The sequence below is a fragment of the Sphingomonas sp. BRN-1R genome, assembly GCF_057748035.1.
Map to the genome: position 1 here is coordinate 3986331 of NZ_CM173236.1, position 19061 is coordinate 4005391.

General features: G+C 67.2%; 19 protein-coding genes. 10 read left to right on the forward strand and 9 right to left on the reverse strand.

Annotated features, from left to right (window positions below; translation table 11 throughout):
* The first annotated feature begins 32 nt into the window (after positions 1 to 32).
* Positions 33 to 404 carry a flagellar biosynthesis regulator FlaF gene (gene flaF, locus AC3ANX_RS18570; protein ID WP_488334704.1) on the forward strand — a complete coding sequence of 124 codons (372 nt, stop codon included), beginning with the start codon at positions 33 to 35 and terminating at the stop codon, positions 402 to 404.
* 280 nt (positions 405 to 684) lie between these two features.
* Positions 685 to 1038, forward strand: coding sequence for a hypothetical protein (locus AC3ANX_RS18575; RefSeq protein ID WP_488334705.1), 354 nt, complete (start codon positions 685 to 687; stop codon positions 1036 to 1038).
* A 6-nt stretch (positions 1039 to 1044) separates the two neighbouring features.
* On the opposite strand, the gene AC3ANX_RS18580 is transcribed toward AC3ANX_RS18575, so the two are convergent.
* A complete protein-coding gene (locus tag AC3ANX_RS18580) occupies positions 1045 to 1665 on the reverse strand; it encodes a response regulator transcription factor (RefSeq protein WP_488334706.1) in 621 nt (206 codons plus the stop codon).
* A 508-nt stretch (positions 1666 to 2173) separates the two neighbouring features.
* On the opposite strand from AC3ANX_RS18580, the gene AC3ANX_RS18585 reads away from it, so the two are divergent.
* The gene (locus AC3ANX_RS18585; RefSeq protein WP_488334707.1) at positions 2174 to 3712 is read left to right on the forward strand and encodes a PAS domain-containing sensor histidine kinase; all 1539 of its coding nucleotides are present in this window, start codon (positions 2174 to 2176) and stop codon (positions 3710 to 3712) included.
* Between the two features lie 39 nt (positions 3713 to 3751).
* On the opposite strand, the gene AC3ANX_RS18590 is transcribed toward AC3ANX_RS18585, so the two are convergent.
* Entirely contained in the window at positions 3752 to 4924 is a 1173-nt protein-coding gene (locus tag AC3ANX_RS18590; RefSeq protein WP_488334708.1) for a pyridoxal phosphate-dependent aminotransferase, read from the reverse strand.
* A gap of 38 nt (positions 4925 to 4962) precedes the next feature.
* A complete protein-coding gene (locus tag AC3ANX_RS18595) occupies positions 4963 to 5796 on the reverse strand; it encodes a sulfite exporter TauE/SafE family protein (RefSeq protein ID WP_488334709.1) in 834 nt (277 codons plus the stop codon).
* A gap of 741 nt (positions 5797 to 6537) precedes the next feature.
* Here AC3ANX_RS18595 and AC3ANX_RS18600 point away from each other — a divergent pair.
* On the forward strand, positions 6538 to 7380 hold the full coding sequence (locus AC3ANX_RS18600; RefSeq protein WP_488334710.1) for a YMGG-like glycine zipper-containing protein: 843 nt from the start codon (positions 6538 to 6540) through the stop codon (positions 7378 to 7380).
* A gap of 42 nt (positions 7381 to 7422) precedes the next feature.
* Here the strand turns inward: AC3ANX_RS18600 and phhA are convergent, their stop codons facing one another.
* Positions 7423 to 8298, reverse strand: coding sequence for a phenylalanine 4-monooxygenase (gene phhA, locus AC3ANX_RS18605; RefSeq protein WP_488336996.1), 876 nt, complete (start codon positions 8296 to 8298; stop codon positions 7423 to 7425).
* A 62-nt stretch (positions 8299 to 8360) separates the two neighbouring features.
* Between phhA and AC3ANX_RS18610 the strand changes: the two genes are divergently transcribed.
* The 3 genes from AC3ANX_RS18610 to AC3ANX_RS18620 all read left to right on the forward strand — a co-directional run bounded on the left by AC3ANX_RS18610 (position 8361) and on the right by AC3ANX_RS18620 (position 11429).
* Positions 8361 to 9005: a TIGR02117 family protein gene (locus AC3ANX_RS18610; protein WP_488334711.1), complete on the forward strand. Its 645-nt coding sequence runs from the start codon at positions 8361 to 8363 to the stop codon at positions 9003 to 9005.
* Entirely contained in the window at positions 9002 to 9697 is a 696-nt protein-coding gene (locus AC3ANX_RS18615) for an esterase/lipase family protein (protein WP_488334712.1), read from the forward strand. Before AC3ANX_RS18610 ends, AC3ANX_RS18615 begins: the two co-directional genes overlap by 4 nt.
* A 247-nt stretch (positions 9698 to 9944) precedes the next feature.
* Complete coding sequence (locus AC3ANX_RS18620; RefSeq protein WP_488334713.1) at positions 9945 to 11429, forward strand: hypothetical protein; 1485 nt, start codon at positions 9945 to 9947, stop codon at positions 11427 to 11429.
* Positions 11430 to 11573: 144 nt separating this feature from the next.
* On the opposite strand, the gene AC3ANX_RS18625 is transcribed toward AC3ANX_RS18620, so the two are convergent.
* The gene (locus AC3ANX_RS18625) at positions 11574 to 11819 is read right to left on the reverse strand and encodes a hypothetical protein (protein ID WP_488334714.1); all 246 of its coding nucleotides are present in this window, start codon (positions 11817 to 11819) and stop codon (positions 11574 to 11576) included.
* Between the two features lie 9 nt (positions 11820 to 11828).
* Entirely contained in the window at positions 11829 to 12911 is a 1083-nt protein-coding gene (locus tag AC3ANX_RS18630) for a glycerophosphodiester phosphodiesterase (RefSeq protein ID WP_488334715.1), read from the reverse strand.
* 138 nt (positions 12912 to 13049) lie between these two features.
* On the opposite strand from AC3ANX_RS18630, the gene AC3ANX_RS18635 reads away from it, so the two are divergent.
* Genes AC3ANX_RS18635 through AC3ANX_RS18645 form a run of 3 tightly spaced genes read left to right on the forward strand, consistent with a single transcriptional unit; the run spans position 13050 to position 15536 of the window.
* Entirely contained in the window at positions 13050 to 13970 is a 921-nt protein-coding gene (locus AC3ANX_RS18635) for an XdhC family protein (RefSeq protein ID WP_488334716.1), read from the forward strand.
* Positions 13957 to 14556, forward strand: coding sequence for a nucleotidyltransferase family protein (locus AC3ANX_RS18640; protein ID WP_488334717.1), 600 nt, complete (start codon positions 13957 to 13959; stop codon positions 14554 to 14556). The genes AC3ANX_RS18635 and AC3ANX_RS18640 overlap by 14 nt, the downstream gene beginning before the upstream one ends.
* An 8-nt stretch (positions 14557 to 14564) precedes the next feature.
* Positions 14565 to 15536, forward strand: a complete 972-nt coding sequence (locus AC3ANX_RS18645) for a quinone oxidoreductase family protein (RefSeq protein ID WP_488334718.1) — start codon at positions 14565 to 14567, stop codon at positions 15534 to 15536.
* A 4-nt stretch (positions 15537 to 15540) separates the two neighbouring features.
* Here AC3ANX_RS18645 and AC3ANX_RS18650 read toward each other — a convergent pair whose 3' ends face one another.
* From AC3ANX_RS18650 to AC3ANX_RS18660, 3 genes are all read right to left on the reverse strand, one after another.
* Positions 15541 to 16596 (reverse strand): spore coat protein U domain-containing protein, encoded by a 1056-nt coding sequence (locus AC3ANX_RS18650; protein WP_488334719.1) that lies wholly within the window; start codon positions 16594 to 16596, stop codon positions 15541 to 15543.
* Positions 16597 to 16772: 176 nt separating this feature from the next.
* Positions 16773 to 16964 carry a hypothetical protein gene (locus AC3ANX_RS18655; protein WP_488334720.1) on the reverse strand — a complete coding sequence of 64 codons (192 nt, stop codon included), beginning with the start codon at positions 16962 to 16964 and terminating at the stop codon, positions 16773 to 16775.
* A 228-nt stretch (positions 16965 to 17192) separates the two neighbouring features.
* A complete protein-coding gene (locus tag AC3ANX_RS18660; protein WP_488334721.1) occupies positions 17193 to 18989 on the reverse strand; it encodes an AMP-dependent synthetase/ligase in 1797 nt (598 codons plus the stop codon).
* Between the last annotated feature and the right edge of the window lie 72 nt (positions 18990 to 19061).

The window sequence follows — 19061 nt, forward strand, 5'->3', positions numbered from 1 at the left end:
CGCATCCGCGCCCAGCAGGAGTCCACCAATCTATGTCGGTCAACGCCTATCAGAATGCGCGCCGCATCGTCGAAACGCCGCGTGCCACCGAACACCGCCTGATGGGGCAGGTGACAGGCGAGATGATCTCCGCCGCCGCCGCCGGCAAGAGCGGCGCCGCGCTGATCGGTTGCCTGCATCACAATCGCGAGGTCTGGTCTGCGTTCTCCAACGCCTGCGCGGCGCCGGGCAACGCGCTTCCCGTCGCCTTGCGCGGGCAGATCATCTCGATCGCATTGTGGGTCGATCGGCATACCAGCGCGGTGATCGGCGGACGCGACTCGATCGACGCGCTGATCGACGTCAACCGTTCGGTGATGGAGGGGCTTGCCGCATCCGAAAGCGCGCAGGCGGCGCAGGGCTGACCGCCCGAGTCGGCTACGCCTCGTTAACGAGAATGTCCCGGAGCGCGTTGCTACGGAACAGACGGGCGGCGCGGAACGTGGTAGAGGAAGGACCATAATGGAGCCATCCACGCTTGACTCGTCGCCCTCGTTGTTTCCTCGGATTTTTCTTCCCGACCGCCCCGGCTGCGCGCCTTCCCGCGCCAGCCGGCCGCGGAACGGAAGGGGACGCTAGGTATTCTTCCGCGGGTGCCGTGATCCGGTGCTTTGGTACACTCCCGACCCAGCGAAAGAAGCCAGTGTGACACACGTCTCCTCCTTGTCGGGGCGCGCCATCGTCATCGCATCGCCCGATGCCCGGATGCGCACACGCATCGTGGCGCGGCTTGCGCAGCGTGGCGAGACGATCGTCTCGTCTGCCGACTTCAAGTCCCCGGCGATCGGCGACGGGCTGCGCGCCACCGCGACGATCGCCATCGCCGAGACATTGCTGCCCGCCGACACCAGCCAGTGGCGCGAAATCATCGAGGATCACGGCTGGCATGGCCGCGTGCTGATCCTCGGCGCGGCCGGCAGCACGATAGATCCGACCGCGATAGACCTGCCCTATCTGCCCGACCCCTACGAAACCGCGCGGCTGGTGGCGCTGCTGTAAGCGCGGTCAGTCGCTGGTGATGAGCCCGGCGGTGAAGGCGAGCCGCAGCGCTTCGGACAGGCTGCCGACCTTCAGCTTGTCCATCAGATTGGCGCGGTAGATCTCCACCGTACGCGGGCTGATGTCGAGATCGATCGCGATCATCTTGTTCGACCGCCCCTCGATCAGCCCCGACAGCACGTCCTTCTCGCGCGGCGACAGCAGCGCGATCAGCGCGCGCGCCTGGTCGATCCGCGCCTGCACGCGCCCGTCCTTCTCGAGCCGCGAGAAGGCGAGATCGATCGCGGCGTTGAGCGCCTCGAACTCATAGGGCTTTTCGATGAAGTCGACCACGCCCGCCTTCATCGCGGTGATCGCAAGCTGGATGTCGCCGCGCCCAGTCAGGATGATCGTGGCGAAGCGGCCCGATCCCTCGATCTCCTTGAGGACGTCCATGCCGCTGACGCCGGGCATGTGAACGTCGAGCAGAAGGCAGCCGGGTGACAGATCTTCTCTCGCGGAGAGAAAGGCGTCGCCAGTCCTGAAGCTGTGTATCACCGTATTGGAGGCAATCGACAGAAGACTGTGCAACGATGCACGCACGACGTCATCGTCGTCGACTATATAGATATTCCGGCTCGCCACCACAAACCTCCCCTAGTTCGCATCCCGATATAAGGATGTTTTCACAGGCTTATCAATACGGTATCGCGGTGCGCTGGCGAGGGTGCCGCGCGCTGCGCTTTCCTTGGCCGGGCCGGTGCGGCCAATAAAGCTGCGGCCGGTACACCATGCCCGTGCATCGACCTTGCAGTTTGAAAGACCATGCGCCACTTCCTTCACTCCCGAATCACTGGTCTAAGCGCGTTCGCGGGGCAGTTCAACAAGTCGCAACCAAGGTTTGGCTAACCTCTGTTAACGCAATCTTGAAGTTATCGCGGTGGCGGTGCCGCTAACATCAGATCGCGATCCGCGGCAATCTCCGCATTATTACGCAAGTGCGAACGTCCTGTGCATAGGCTAACCACGTTTATGCGTGCCCGCGCGCCGTGAAATGCTGCGTTTGCGACATGGCCGTTGGAAGGACGCGAGAGTATTTGCGAATACTATTGAAACGACATGGATAAATCGCCTACTCTCGGGGCGAATGCGAGACATGCGTGCCAGCGTTGCGCCTGAACGGCCCCTGAGGGACAGCGAAGCCCAACTCGCATTCGCGATCGAAGCCTGCACGCTCGGGCTGTTCGAATGGGACGTGGCGACCGGCAAGCTGACATGGTCGCATGGCGACGAGGCCCGGCTCGGCCTCACGCCCGGTTCCGTCACCGACTTCGACAGCTGGAGCAAGCGTGTCTTCCCCGAGGACGTCGCCTCGACGCAGGCGGCGATCGCCGAGGCGGCCGAACACAAGCGCGACCAGTTCAGTTTCGTCTATCGCCTGCACGGCGACGATGGCCGGGTGCGGACGATCGAGGGGTTCGCACGGCTCTTCTACGACGCGGAAGGCGCGTTGGTGAAGACCGCAGGCGTCAACCTCGACGTGACCGAACGCGTCGAACAGCAGGCGGCGCTGGACGACCGCGACGCGCAGTTGCGGTCGATCTTCGAGGCGATCCCGATCGCGATGCTGGTGATCGACGACGGCGGCACACTCCGCCATCTCAGCCCGGCGGCGGAACGGCTGTTCGGCGTGCTCGCCAGCGACTATATCGGCCGCGACGCGGCGCTGCTGATCCCCGACAGCGCGCGCACCCATCTCGAAACCTATATCGAGCAGCGCCGGCGCGGCAGCGAGTTGTTCGACGCGAGCGTTCACCACGAAGTTTCGGCGCGCCATTGCAGTGGCCGCAAGTTCCCGGTTGAGCTAAGCGTCGGTGAGGCGATCGTCGCGGGCGAGCGGCTGTTTACCGCCTTCGTGCGCGATCTCAGCGAACGCGATGCGGCCGAGGCGACCGCGCGCGACCTGCGCGATGAACTTGCGCAGATCAGCCGGGTTTCCGCGATGGGCGAGATGGCGGCGAGCCTCGCGCACGAGTTGAACCAGCCGCTGTCGGCGACCGCCAACTTCCTCGCCGCCACGGTGATGCTGGTCGAGCGTGGCGGCGATCGCGACAAGGTGGCGGAACTGGTCGCGCTGGCCAATGCGCAGATCCAGCGCGCGGGCAGCATCATCCGCAACATCCGCGAATTCATCGTCAAGCGCGACGTCGAGATCGGCATCGAGCCGATCGAGAAGACCATCCGCGACTCGGTATCGCTGGTGCTGGTCGGCGCCGCGCGCGCGGATGTCGACGTGCGCTATGCATTCGAACAATCGAGCCAGTTCATGTTCGCCGATCGCGTTCAGATCCAGCAGGTGCTGGTCAATCTGCTGCGCAACGCGGTCGAAGCGTTGCAGGATCAGCCAAAGCACCGCCGCACCGTCCTGATCGCGGTGCGTGGCGTGCCGGACGATATGATCGAGATCAGCGTGAGCGATACCGGTGCCGGCATCAGCCCGCGCGTGCTGGAGAAGCTGTTCACCCCGCTCGCCTCGACCAAGGGCAACGCGGGCATGGGACTGGGCCTGTCGATCTGCCGCCGCATCGTCGAGGCGCACGGCGGCACGCTCTCCGCCGAGAACCGCTCGGCCGGCGGCGCGACCTTCCGCTTCACCTTGCCATCGGGGTCTTTCGACGTTCCCGACGACGCCTGAGGCGGATGCCGCATGTGCGGCACCCGCCCCCCGCGCACCTTACGCCATGATCTTGTCGAGCGCGGTGCAGAAGTCCTTCATCTCTGCGGCCGACCCCACGGTGATGCGGCTGACGGTCGGCCAGATCGGCCAGGAACGCCCGATCTCGATGCTCTCCTTGCGGAACGCCGCCTGCACGTCGCGGGCCTGCCTGGTCTTCCAGTCGATCATGAACATGTTCGCGTTGGTCGGCTTGACCTCCAGGCCCTTGTACTTCTTGAGGTGATCGAGCGTCAGCCCGCGCGCGCTCTGCATCTCCGCGCGGCGCTGCGCGATCAGCGGCGCGGCGGTGAGGCTCGCGGTCGCGCAGGCCAGCGAGGGGAGCGGCAGCGCACCCGATTGCATGCCGCCGTCGTAGCGCATCATCTTCGCCAGATTGTCGGGGTTGGTCATGATGAACCCCATCCGCATCCCCGCCATCCCGAAGATCTTCGAGAAGGTGCGCATCACGATCACGTCGCTGCGCTTGGCGGCGAGGTACGAGGCGGTCGGCACGCCGGCGAAGTGCGTATAGGCTTCGTCGATCAGCACCATCGCATCGGCCGGCTTGTTGGCGAGCAACCACTCGATATCTGCGAGCGGGGTGATCGTGCCGGTGGGGTTGTTGGGCGTGCAGATGTAATACAGCCCGGCGTTGGGATCGGCCGCCAGCATCGCCTTGACGTCGTGGGTATAGTCCTTGGTGAGCGGCACCGCCTTTACCGGCACCTTGAGCCAGGCGGCGGTGCGCCCGGCCAGTTCGAAGGTCGGATCGGCGGTGACGAGCCCGCGCGTCGGCGAACAGAAGGTGACGACCGAGCGGCACAGCGGATCGCTCGAACCCGGCCATGGCGCGACATGGTCGTAGGGCACGTTCTCGACCGCCATCACCGCCTTGATGAAGTCGCCGCGCTCGTCATGCGGGGCATAGCGGTTGCCGCTGGCGATGATCGCGGCGGCAGCCTTTTGGCCCGGCATGAACGGCCCGGTCCAGCATTCGTTGGCGCCGATCCGCACCTTCGCGCTCGGCGCGGGATCGGGGATGCCGCCCGAGGCGAAGGCGGGGCGGCCGAGCGTCGCCACCGCCGCGCCCGCGCCGAACAGCGCAGCGATGCGTGCAAGATCGCGCCGCGCGAAACCTCGGCCGAGCAGATCGTCCTGTACCTCTTCCTTGGCGATAACCGTATCCGACATGAGTCTCTTCCTCTGATAATGGCTGTGATCCGGTGCGATCAGCGGAGGTGCAGCGCTTTCATGAACATCGTCAGCGAAATGACGATCAGGTACAGGCCGAACACTTTCTTGAGCGGCGCGGCCGGGAGATTGTGCGCGACCGCGACGCCGTAAGGTGCGGTCAGGATCGACATGGACGAGATCGCGATCACCGCCGGCATGTTGACATAGCCGAGCGACCCCCACGGCAGGCCTTTCTCGCCGAAGCCGGTAATCATGAAGCCGATCGCGGTCGGGATCGCGATCAGCACGCCGATGCCGGCCGCGGTGGCGATCGCCTTGTGGATTGAGCGGCCGCACAGCGTCATCACCATGATCGCGATGCTGCCGCCGCCGATGCCGAGCAACGAGGAGAAGGTGCCCAGCCCCCCGGCGATCGCCACGCGCGGCGCGAGACCGGGCATCGTGTCCGAGACGACGTAGTTGCTGAGCTTGGGCACGAGGAAGTTGATCGACATCAGCAGCACGCCGATCGCGAAGATCAGCAGCAGGACGTGGCCATCGACATGATCGGCAAGCACGACCCCCGCCGCATCGCCTAGCACGAGCCATGGCGCCCAGGTCTTCAGCACCTCCATGTCGACCGCGCCGCGTTTCGAGTGCGAGCGGAACGAGCGAATCGAGGTGATGATGATCGTCGCCGCCGAGGTGCCGATCGCGACATGGGCGTATTGCGCCTTGTCGCCGCCGAGCAGCGGCAGCAGATACACAAGCGCGGGCACGACGATGAAGCCGCCGCCGACACCGAAAATTCCCGCCGTGAAGCCGGCCGCGAGACCCGCCACCAACAATGCCACCAGCGGGACGAACCACGCCGCCATTTCCACATTCATCGAGCAACAACCCCCTTGTTATCGATCTGCCGGTGCGTTCCCCAGCGCGCGAATTTGGTGGGACGAACTGGCCCCGCCGAACCCGCCATTCCATCCCCACCAGCAAATCGTTTTCCTGACACGCACTTCTTTTGCGGCGCAGCAATATTGTCAACTCAATTAAGATGCTTGACAGGAAAATATTGAAGCTGCGTCGGGCGGTGGCGCAAACGGCACAGCCGGCATCGAGCGCAACGTGCATGTCAGGCCGATCCGACAGCGTGACTCGGGCGCTCCTGCCGTCGTTCGCCGTCGACTCACCCATCTGTCGGCAGCAGCCGCGCCGGCGCGGTTGGCAGCAGCGGTGCGGGGGCTGATCGGGCGCGGATCCTGGGCAATGATCCGCGGTGGTGAAGACCGGGCCGGGGCGATAACCCACCCCGACTCGGCCCCACCACCATAAATGGAGTTACCTCCGCCTCGGCTGGCGCCTCTTCATATCAGAGTTTCGGTGGAGATTTCATAAAGTATGTTGCACTTGCCGCGACGGCATACCCATTACGCGCTTACTGTGCATCGACTGGCCCCGGCGCAGACGCGTAAAGTATCATCGTTCGCATGACTTGCGCCGGTCAGCGCCGCCCGGGTGCCTGCGAAAGGCCGGCTGGACGTCGCGATCGCGCGATGGAACCGGTGCGATCAGCTTCCGTTCACCTGCGAACCGGCATCAGGCCCGCAGGCACAATCGACGGATCTGTTGACATGGCTTTCAAAACGTCCCGTTTACTTCTCGCCGTCAGCACCGTGGCGCTGGCGATCGGCCCGGTCGCGACGACCGCGGCTTCCGCGCAATATACCGGCAGCACCAGCGACGCGCCGCCACAATCCTATGCGCCCGCGCCCGATTACGCGCGTGACCGCAACGCTCCGCCGCCGCAGTCGCAATATGACGATCGCGCGCCCCAGGCGTATGACGACCGCGCCCCGCAGGCCTATGACGACCGTGCGCCGCAAGATTACGCGAGCGCCCCGCAATCCGATCTGCCGCCCCCGCCCGGCTATGACGGCACGCGTCCGCCCCCGCCGCCGCCCGGCTACCAGCCCGGCCCGGTCGACCAGCGCGACACGCAATATGCCAGCAACGCCGAGCTTTGGGCGCGCGACAATTGCGTGAAGTCGCGTGACAACACCGCCGCCGGCGCGGTGATCGGCGGGGTGCTGGGCGCGCTGCTCGGCAACGGTCTGGCGGGGCGGCACGATCGCGGCGCGGGGACGTTTGCGGGCGCGGCGGTCGGTGCGGTCGGCGGGGCGGCGATCGGCAACAGCTCGAACAATCAGACCAGCCCGGGCTGCCCGCCCGGCTTCGTGGTGCGCCGCGATGCGCCGGCCTACGCCTATGCCGAGCCCGATTACGACTATGCCGCACCAGGCTGGTATCGTCCGTGGGTGTTCGTCGGCGGGATCTGGACCTACCGGCCCTATCCGTACCATAGCTGGTACTACCGGACCTATCGCCCCTATTACAGCCACTATGGCTATCGTGGTGGCTACGGCCGCGGGTATTACGGCGGGCACGGCTATTACGGCCGGCGTTGGCGCCGCTGATCGCGCGGCGGCTGGAGCGTCCGCTCCGGCCGCGCCGTCACCTCACGCCGCCGATGCCTTGCCGCGCGCATAGGCTTGCGTGCCATGCGTCAGCACCGTGTCGCCCGGCGCGATCTGCGCCGGCGCGAGGTCGGGCTGTTCGCGGATCGCGGCGTACAGGGGCGCGAAGTCGGTTTCGGTGGTGGCGCGCAACAGCGCGTCGAAGCTGGGGATGACGAAATAGCCCTGCTGAAAATCGTCGATCCGGTACGCGGTGCGCATCACCCGTTCGAGATCGAACGCGATCCGGTTGGGGCTGTCGTCCTCCAGCGCGAAGCGGCTTTCGGAGAAGCTCGACACGATCCCCGCACCGTAGATGCGCAAGCCTTCCGGCTCGGCGATCAGCCCGAACTCGACCGTGTACCAGTACAGCCGCGCGAGATATCTGAGCGCATCGAGCCCACCCGCACGCTGCCCACCCTGCCCGTACGCCACCAGATAATCGGCGAACACCGGATCGGCGAGCATCGGCACATGGCCGAACACGTCGTGGAAGACGTCCGGCTCCTGAAGATAGTCGAGCTGGTCGGCGCGGCGGATGAAATTGCCGGCGACGAAGCGGCGGTTGGCCATATGGTCGAAGAACACGTCGTCCGGCACCAGCCCCGGCACCGCCACCACCTGCCACCCGGTCAGCTTCATCAGCCGCTCGGACAGTTCCTCGAAATCGGGGATGCCCGGCTTGGAGAGCTTGAGCACGTCGAGCCCGCGCAGATACGCGTCGGAAGCGCGGCCCGGCAGCAGCTTGGCCTGCCGCGCGAACAACGTGTCCCACACCGCATGCTCCTCGGGCGTATAATGCTCCCAGCGTTGCGGCACCGTCCAGTCGGCGGCGGCGCCTTCGGGCGGGGCGGGCATCAGGGCGGTATCGTCGATCATGCGAGCGACATACCATGCGCGGCGGACGACGGGAAAGAAGTGCAGTGCGATTCTGGTCACATTTGATACAAAATTTTCTGTTCGCGCTGATAGCGCTGGTCGGCGGCTACGCGACGGCGGGGCTGATCGGCGGCGCGATTCCGACCAACACCGGCTGGCGCGAGCCCGCGCAAGGCGTGCGCATCGCGGTCGACAGCAACGGCGTGCATACCGGGCTGATCGTGCCGCTGGTCGCCGCCGGGGTCGACTGGCGCGACCTGATCCGGCCCGGGGATCTCGCCGATCCGCGCTATGCCGGCTATCCGATGGTCGAGATCGGCTGGGGCGAGCGTGCCTTCTACCTCGAAACCCCGACCTGGGCGGACGTGAAGCCATCGACCGTCGCCGCCGCCGCGATCGGCAGCGATCGCACGCTGATGCACGTCGATCACCTGCCCGTGCCCGTCGCGAGCGCTGACACGCGCATCATCACGCTGCGGCCGGAGGAATATCGCCGCCTCGCCGCGTTCATCCGCGCGCGTTTCGCGGGGCGCGGCTGGCACCGCACCGGCTATTTCGCAAACGACGCCTTCTACGCGGCGCGCGGGCATTACAGCGCGGTCCACACCTGCAACGCATGGACCGGCGATGCGTTGAGATATGCAGGTGTCCGCATCGGCGCGTGGACGCCGTTCGCGGTGACGGTGATGGGATGGTTCAAGACATGACGGTGATGGCGCCCCCTTCCAAATTCCTCTGGGCGGCCGAGCTGCCGCGCGGGATGTGGGGGCTGGCCGAACTGCTCACCGCGCGCACCTGGCTGAAGACCGCGCCGAAGGGCGACGGGCGGCCGGTGATGATCCTGCCCGGCCTCATCAACACCGATCGCTCGAACGCATTGCTGGTGCGCTTCCTGCGCCGGCTCGGCTACCGCGTCGAAGGCTGGGGGCTGGGGCGCAACCTCGGCACGCGGGCGATCGGGCGCGAGGGCGAGGTGCTGATGGAGCGGATCGCCGCGCTCCACCGCGAGACGGGCGCGCCGGTCACGCTGATCGGCGTCAGCCTTGGCGGCATCATGGCGCGCATCGCCGCGCACCGCGCCCCCGATCTGGTGCGCGAGGTCATCACGATCAGCGCGCCTTATGCCGGCTCGGCGCGCGCGACCAACGTGTGGCGATCGTTCGAGTTCTTCACCGGCGACAAGCTCGACGACGATCATGTCGTCGCGCAGGCGGCACTCGCCGCGCTGCCGCTGCCCGTCCCCGAAACCGCGATCTGGAGCCGCACCGACGGTCTGGTCGCGGGCGAGATCTGCCACGCGCCCGAGATGCGCGCGATCGAGGTACGCAGCAGCCACGTCGGCGTGCAATGGCGCGCCGAGGTGATGATGGCGGTGGCGGGGATCCTGGCGGGGAAATAGGGGCGCTGGCCGTTGGCTCTCCCCCGTTCGTGCCGAGTAGGGACCGAGTAGCCGAAGGCGTAACGAGGGCCCGTATCGAGGCACCGCCCCGCGCACTTCACGTGCTTCGATACGAGTCCTCGATACGGGCCTGCGGCCCTACTCGGTCTCTACTCGGCACGAACGGATATGGATGCCGGTGTCGGCCCCGCTCGCCTCGCGCCGCCGCGCGTGATACCGACGCCGGACCAAACCGAGGGGGACCGGGTTGCGCACCAAATTGGAAGCGGCGCTGCTGCATATCGTCTGCGTGGCGGCGCTGATGTGGACCGGGCTGGTCAACGGCCAGCCGTTCTTCTTCCCGGACAGCACCAACTACATCCGCATCGCCGATTCGGCCGCGTTCATCGCCTCCAGGCACCGCATCGCGACCGTGTGGACTGACCGCTACCGCGATGCGGTCGAACCCGCCAAGCCCGCCACCGCCGCGCCCGCCCGGCCGAGCGCCAACGATCTCACCAGCGGCACGATCATGGCGGGGCGCTCGCCCTATCTCGGCGCGGTGTTGTGGCTGAGCTATGTGCTCGGTGATTTCTGGCCGTTCGTGGTGATGAACGCCGTGATCGCCTATCTGCTGATCCGGCTGTCGCTGCACCGCTTCCACCTGCTGTGCGTGCGCAACGTCGCGATCGCCGTCGCCGTGCTGGCGGGGATGACGAGCCTGCCGACCTTCAACGCGATGCTGCTCGCCGATCCGTTCGCGGGGTTCGGCGTGCTCGCGCTGGTGCTGCTCGCGACGCCGGGGCGGCTGACGCGGCTGGAGACCGGCTTCCTCGTCGCGCTCACGCTGGTGTCGGCGAGCTTCCACCTCACCCACATCACCATGTTCGCGGCTATGCTGGTGGTGATCGTGGCGGTCCGCTGGCGCATGCCCCGGCTCGGCGTGCCGCCGCGCGCGTGGATCGCGGGCGTGGCGGCAGTGGCGATCGGGCTGCTGTCGGTGCAGGCGACCGCGCTCGCTGCGCGGGCCGCGTTCGGGCGTGCGCCGCAACTGCTGCCGCTGCTGACCGCGCGCTTCTATCTCGATGGGCCGGGGAAGCGCTTCATCGCCAGCGGGTGCGAGGGCGGGCGGTTCGCGATCTGCCACGTGCCGATCGTGCTGCCGCCGGGCAACGGCGCATGGCTGTTCTCGCCCGAGCCGGGCACGGGCGCGTATCTGCTCGCCCCGCCGGCGGAGCGCCAGCGGATGGGCAACGAGGACATCGCCTTCGCGCTGGCGGTGCTGCGCTACGATCCGGTCGGCGAGGGGAAGATGATGGCGTTCAACACGCTGCGCCAGCTCGCGTGGATCGATTACGACGGGCTCAACACCGGCTGTCCGCGCAGCGAGCCCGATTGCTGGGCGGCGCTGCCCGACCCGGTGCGCGCGCAACTGGAGGCGAGCCCAAGCGGGCGCAACGCCTGGCCGGTCGCGGCGATGAACGCGCTGCTCTACGTGGCGGTGCTGGGGTCGCTGGCGGCGGTGGCGATCGGCCTGCCCCGCCTCGCCCGCCGCGACCCCGACAGCGCGCGGTTGCTCACGATCTGGCTGCTGCTCGGTGGCGCGGCGTTCCTGACAAACGCGTTCTTTGGCGGTGCGGTCGCCGATCCGCAATATCGCTATACCGGGCGGATGGTGTGGCTGCTGGTGCTGCCGGGGCTGATCGTGGCGCTGCGGTTGTGGGACCGCCGCCATACCGTTCGTGCCGAGTAGCGATCGTGTAGGCGCAGCCGTATCGGGAGCCCGTAACGAAGCACAGTCGCGCTCGGAGCATGTCCCTCGATACGCCGCCTCGATATGGGCCTGCGGCCCCACTCGGCAGCTACTCGGGACGAACGGATCGGGTAATCCGCGCGTTCAGCAATTATCCCCGTGCTGGCGGCGGCACTCCGCCGCTTCCTTGCGCCGCTCGCGACCCTCTTTGGCCTCCTGCTTGCGCATCTTGCGGCCGTAGTTGCGGTCCGCCTCGGACTGGCTGGTCGTCGTCCAGTCGACCGCCTTGGAGGTGACACGCACCGGCGCGGTCACGACGTGCGCGACCGTGCTGACGCAGCCGCCGGCGAGGAGGGGAAGCACGCACGCACACACGAACACTTTACGCATCACCAAACATCACTCCCGCATGGCCGCCTTGCGTGCCGCCGCCCCGATATCGGGAAAGTCGGTGAAGAAGCCGTCGATACCCAGCTTGATATAGTGCTGAATTTCGTCGGAAAGACGGCCATGCGCGGCCGGAACGGTGCCGGCCCTGAAGCTCGGGATCAGGAAGACGTTCTCGGCGCGGAAGGTCCAGGGGTGAAGCCGCAGCCCCGCCGCATGCGCATCCGCCACTAGCGTCGAGGGCGGAGTGTCGCCGTGCTGGATCATGTCGAGCCCCGGCCCGATGCCATAGGCATAGGTCGCGATCTGCCTGAGCCCGGCCGGCGTCGCCATCTCGGCATAGCTCGGCGCGGCCTTGTCGGCGGGGCCGCTGGTGTCCGCCATCAGCTGGATCAGGCGAATGCCGGTCAGCGTGTGGATGTGCTTGAGGTTGTCGACCTCGAACGACTGGATGAACACCGGGTCGGTCGGCTTGCTCCACCCGGCCTTCTTCAGTTGCGCGACCAGTCTGTCGTCCATCGGCAGCCCGATCGAGGCGAAATAGCTCGGGTGCTTGGTTTCGGGGTAAATGCCGATCGTGCGGTGCAACTCTTTGGTGCGCCGCTTGGCGAGTGCGATGACCTCGTCGAGCGTGGGCACCTGGAACTGCCCGTCATATCTGGCATTGTCGGGCCGCAGCGCCGGCAGCCGCTCTTTCGCGCGCAGCGTCTTCAGCTCGGCCAGCGTGAAGTCCTCGGTGAACCAGCCGGTGTGCGTCTCACCGTCGATCACCTTGGTGGTCTTGCGACTGGCGAACTCCGGGTGCGTGGCGACATCGGTGGTGCCGGTGATGTCGTTCTCGTGGCGCGCGACGAACACATTATCCTTGGTCAGCACCAGATCTGGCTCGATGAAATCCGCGCCCTGTTCGATCGCCAGTTCGTAGGAGGCGAGCGTATGTTCGGGGCGATAGCCGCTCGCGCCGCGATGGCCGATCAGAATGAGCGGCGCCTTGGGGTCGAGCCGGGGCGCGCCCTGCGCGGTCGCCGCGATCGGCGCGAGCAGCAGCGCGGCGGCGACGACCCGGTTGACCGATCGGTACGAAAATCGTTTCATGAGCGGAGCGATACCGGAAACCATCATCATCACAGGCGTTATCCCGACTTCGAAGCGACTTGTCGCGCGCGCTGATGCAGCAGGATCATGACAGCTTGACGATAGACCTCCCGGCCATCCGTACCGACCGGCCGCATCATGGCCGATAACGACTCTGTCCTCGCCGCCGCCGCGCAGTGGAAGGGCGCGCCGATGGCGCTCGCCACCGTCGTCTCGACCTGGGGCTCGGCACCACGCCCGCGCGGCAGCCACATGCTCGTCCACGCCGACGGCCGGTTCGAAGGGTCGGTTTCGGGCGGCTGCGTCGAGAGCGACATCCTCGCCACCGCCGCAGAGGTGATCGCGGGCGCGCCGTTCCAGGTGAAGGATTACGGCGTCGCCGACGATGCCGCCTGGGAAGTCGGCCTGCCGTGCGGCGGCCAGATCGCGGTGATGGTCCAGCCGGTCGGCGCGGACGGGTTCGACCCCGAACTGTTCGACCGCATCGCTGAGGCGCGCGACGCCGGCCGCGCGCTCGCCGTCAGCACCGATCTCGACAGTGGCCAGTCGAGCCTGCGCACGCTCGAAGGCGCGGCGTTCGTCAACCGCTACGATCCGCCGCGCCGGCTGCTCATCGTCGGCGCGGTGCAGATCGCGCAGGCGCTTGCCGGCCTCGCGCGCGAACTCGGCATCGCCGCGACGGTGATCGACCCGCGCGCACGTTTCCTCACCGAGGAGCGCTTCCCCGGCGTGACACTCGACGATCGCTGGCCCGACGAGGCGATCGCGGCGCTCGCACCCGGCCCGTCGACGGCGGTCGTCACCCTGAGCCACGACACCAAGATCGACGATCCCGCGCTGATCGCGGCGCTTTCCGCCCCCACCCGCTATGTCGGTGCGCTCGGGTCGCGGCGCAGCCACGCCGCGCGGCGCGAGCGGCTGGCGGCGGCAGGCATCGCGGAGATCGACCTCGACCGGATCGACGGGCCGGTCGGGCTCGACATCGGCGCGATCGGCCCGGCCGAAATCGCGCTGTCGATCGCCGCCGCGATGGTCGCCGCCTTCAATGACAAGAGCTGATCGGCTTACGCCTGAGCGGACCGCGCTGGTGATGCTCGCAGGCGGTCGATCGCAGCGCTTCGGCGCGGGCGACAAGCTCGCCGCGCCGCTGCTGGGCGTGCCGCTCGGCCTCCACGTCGCGGCGGCGCTCGCGGAGGTGCCGTTCGGCACGCGCATCGCGGTGTGCGGCGCGCAGCCGCTCGACTATGCGGCGCACGGCTACGACGTGGTGGTGAATCCCGATCCGGCGGCGGGGCAATCGGGGTCGGTACGGCTCGGCGTCGCGGCGGCGTGCGGGTACGATGCGGTGCTGCTCGCGCTCGCCGACATGCCGCGCGTGACGGCGGCGCATGTCGCGCGACTGTTCGAGGCGGCCGAGGGCGCGGAGACGATGGTCGCCTCGAGCGACGGCACCCGCGCCAGCCCACCCGCGCTGTTCGGGGCTGCGCATTTCGCGACGCTGACGGCGCTCACCGGCGATCAGGGCGCGCGCACGCTGATCCGCGCCGCGCGACAGGTGACGGCCCCCGCAGACGAACTGATCGACATCGACACCGAAGCCGACCTCGCCGCGCTGCGGCACCGGTTTGAACCCGCAACCGAGTAGGACGAGACATGGCACGTACCGCATTCATCGAACGCACCGGCGGCCCCGACGTCATCGAATGGCATGACGTCGACCTGCCCGCCCCGGCGGCGGGCGAGGTGCGGATGCGCAACACCGCGGTCGGGCTCAACTTCATCGACACCTATCATCGTGGCGGGCTCTATCCGATCGATCTGCCCGCCGGGCTCGGTAGCGAGGCGGCGGGCGTGGTCGAGGCGGTGGGCGAAGGCGTGAGCGATTTCGCGCCCGGCGACCGCGTCGCCACCTTCGGCCCGACGCGCGGCGCCTATGCGACGGCGCGTAACGTCCCCGCGCGTGAGCTGTTCAAGCTGCCGGACGCGATCGACGACCGCACCGCCGCCGCGCTGATGCTGAAAGGCTGCACCACCGAATTTCTGGTCGAACGCTGCGCGAAGGTGGAGGCCGGACAGACCGTGCTCGTCCATGCCGGCGCGGGCGGGGTCGGGCAGTTGCTGTGCGGCTGGCTCAAGGCGATCGGCGCGACCGTCATCGCCACCGTCGGCGCAGAGGAGAAGGTCGCGGTCGCAAAGGCGGCGGGCGCGGATCACGTCATCCTCTACAAGCGGGTCGATACCGCCAAAGCCGTGCGCGAGATCATCGCGGAGGGAGTGGCGGTGACGTTCGACGGGGTCGGCAAATCGACCTGGGAGGCGTCGCTCGCCGCGACCGCCAAGCGCGGGCTGATCGTCAGCTACGGCAATGCCAGCGGTGCGGTCGACGGGGTCAACATCGGCGTGCTCGCGCGCAGCGGCTCGCTGTTCGTCACCCGACCGACGCTGTTCGACTATTACGCCACGCCCGAGGAGCGCGCCGCCGGCATCGCGCGCGTGTTCGCGATGCTAGAACAGGGTGCAATCGCCGCCAACATCGGCCAGACCTTCGCGCTGGAGAATGTCGCCGACGCGCACCGCGCGCTCGAAGCCGGGCAGACGCACGGCGCGACCGTGCTGCTGCCCTGAGCGCTCACTTGAGCATATAGGGGAGCGACACGCTGAACGAGGACTGCTTGGCCATGCTGCCGCGCGGGCGCAGCCTGACGTGCGTCACCGCCGCTTCCGACGCGATGTTCCCAGCGGTCGGGGCATAGCCCCAGCTCGCTCCGCCGTCGGACGAGAAATCGACGTCGTCGGTCGTGCTGGCGCCATTGGTGAAGGTGATCGCCAGCGTGGAGGCCGGATTGCCATCGCTCGACTGCACCACCGTGCTGTTGGTCGTGCCATCGCCGTCGAGCGCGACGAGCGACCCGGCCGGTGTCGGCACCACGATCGCCACCGAGCCCGCGTCGAGCGGCACGATATCGGGGTTGCTGAGCGTCATCGAGGTGCGCTGGCGGCTGCCGGGAATCGCCTTGGGATAGTTGGTGCCGTTGGCGGCATCCCAGGTCGTGAGCGTGCTGAGCGTCGTCACCACATTCTTTGCGCCCACGGTCAGCGTCACGTCGATCACCGTCTGCGCGCTGCCGGTGTCGGGGGTGCCGATACATGCGCCGAGCGCGCCGATGCCGGAACAGATATACCAGTTCCAGGTGATGGTGATCTTGTCCTTGTACGTGCCGATCGCGGGCGCGGTGCCGCCCTTCGGCTTCACGTAGAACGGCAGGTCGGCATTGCTGCCGCCGAGCAGCCCGAGCAGGTTGAGCAGGTTGTTCTGCATGTAATCGACCGTGCCGTTCTGCGTGAAGGCGACGGTCGCGTTCGGATCGGCCGAGGCGGTATAGTCGATCGACCCGGCGCTGCCGGTCAGCTTGAGCACGTTGGTGCTCTTGAACGTGGCGCGGATGTAGTTGCCGCTGAGCAGCAGCAGCGTGCTGGGCGTGCATGACAAGCCGCCACGGCTCATCAGGCTCGGCACCGCCGCCGCCTTCACCGCGGCGGGCGAATAGCTGCCGTAATCGGTGTTGACGCTGGGGCTCGCCGTGCAGGCGACGGCGGGCGTCGCGAGCAGGCCGGCGATGGCGGCCACGGCGAGGCGGAGGAAGCGTGCGAGCATACGCCTGAGTAACGGCGGCGTGGTTGCCATGTCGTAAAGCCGGACATGCGACTTTGGTCTAAGCCGAGCATAAAAAGGGCCCGGCATGGCGCCAGGCCCTCAGTTTCTGTCCAGGGAGCACCCGGAACGACGAGACCCCGTCGTAACGGGCCGGTCTCGAAACGTCGTCGCGACCAGCGGGCGAAGGCCGCGCCGGTCGCACGCGATTACATCGCGTTCGACGACATCGCGTTGCTGTCCATCATGTTGCTGTCGTCGACGGTGGTCATGTTCGACTCTTCGACGACGGTGTCGTTGGTGACGAGCGTGTCGTTGCTGGTGGTCTCGGTCTTCGGCGTGCAGGCAGCGGCGCCCAGAGCGGCAACGGCAATCAGCGACATCGTGATGAACTTCTTCATGGACGTTTCTCCCATCATTGGCAGGCCTGTGCCCGGGCAACCTGATTGCTACCCCCCCGGCCCTGAATGTCCGAGCGTCTTATGATGGAAAGGCAATGCCATTGGTAGGGAAATCGCAACTTTACGGATCGAAAGCGAAATGAACTGGCTGCGGTTCGTCGCAAATTCGCCCGATTCCGGCCGATTCGGGCTCGCCCGGCCGTAGTTTCGCCGTCCGTATGCGCAGGTTCAGCTGCGATACAGCGCGTCGAGCCGCTCGCCATAGACCTCGCGCAACACATGGCGGCGGATCTTGAGTGAGGGCGTGAGCTGCTCGTTCTCGATACTGAACGGCGCATCGGCGAGCACGTAGCGGCGGATGCGTTCGGTGACGGACAAGTCGCGGTTCACCCGCTCGACCGCATGGCCGATAACCGTGCGATACTCGCTGTTCTCCGCCAGCCGCGTGAAATTGCACGGGTCGCCGTTCAGCGCGCACCAATGCTGCGTCCATTCGGGGTCGGGCACCAGCAACGCGACCATATACGGGCGGCGATCGCCATAGATCATCGCCTGCGCGATCTCGGGCTGGAGCGTCAGCATCCCTTCGACCTTCTGCGGCGCGACGTTGTCGCCCTTGTCGTTGACGATGATGTCCTTCTTGCGATCGGTGATGCGGATGCGACCCTTTTCGTCGATCACGCCGATGTCGCCGGTGTGGAGCCAGCCGTCCCTCAGCACTCGCGCGCTTTCCTCGGGGTTGCGCCAGTAACCGTGCATGACGAGTTCGCCGCGCACCAGGATCTCACCGTCCTCGGCGATGCGCACTTCGGTGTTGGCGAGCGGCGGCCCGACCGTGTCCATCTTGAGCCCGACCGAGGGGCGGTTGCACGACACCACCGGCGCCGATTCCGTCTGGCCATAGCCTTGCAGGAACGTGAGGCCGAGCGACTGGAAGAACACGCCGACCTCGGGCGTAAGCGGCGCCCCGCCCGACACCATCGCCTTGATCCGCCCGCCGAACCGCTCAGCGATCTTGGGGCGAAGCGTCGCGCCGATCAGCAGATCGACCGGCTTGTCGAGCAGCGTCGATTCACCACGATAGCGTTTCATGCCGATCGCATGCGCGCGTTCGAGCAGCCAGGGCGCGATGCCGCCCTGTTTCTCGACCTCCTTGGTGATGCGCGCGCGCAGCACTTCGAACAGGCGCGGCACGACCACCATGATGGTCGGGCGCACCTCGGCGATGTTGGCGGCGAGCTTTTCGATGCCTTCCGCATAATAGATCTGCCCGCCCAGCCCGATCGGCAGATGCTGGCCGCCGGTATGTTCATAGGCGTGGCTGAGCGGCAGGAACGACAGGAACACCTCGTCATCCCAGCCGAAATCCTCGGCGATGACGGCGGAGGCGCCCGCGACGTTGTGCAGGATGGCACCATGGTGCTGCATCACCCCGCGCGGAGCGCCGCCGGTGCCGCTGGTGTAGATGATGCACGCGGTGTCGTCGCGCGTTGCCGCCGCCCCGTCGAGCGTCGCGATCGCCTCTGGCGCACTGGTATGCGTGGCGATCAGTTCGGCCCAACGGTGGAACACCAACGTGCCGGCCTGCCCGGGCCGCAGATCGTCGATGCAGATCACCGTGCGCATCGTGCTCGCGCGCAGGGCGGCGGGCAGCAATGTGCGCGCGAGCTTCGCGCTCGACACGATCACCGCGCTGGCGCCCGAATTCTCGATGATGTGCGCGTGGTCGCGCTCGGTATTGGTGGTGTAGGTCGGCACGGTGATGCACCCCGCCGCCATGATGGCGAGATCGCTGATGCACCATTCGGGGCGGTTCTCCGCCACCAGCATAACGCGGTCGCCGGGTCTCAGCCCGATCGCCTTGAGCCCTGCGGCGAGGCTCGCCACCTGCTGCGCCGCCTCGCGCCACGAGATCGGCCGCCACGCACCGCCTGTCTTGTGCCACAGGAACGGCGCGTCGGGCTTTTCGGCGGCGCGCGCGGCGAACATCGCGACCAGATTGGGGAAATGTTCCAGCGTGCGCATACCTGCTCCCCGACGGCGGCTCGATCGGTCCGCTCTTGTCCTACCCTTGTAACGCGCAGGCGTTCCCTTTGC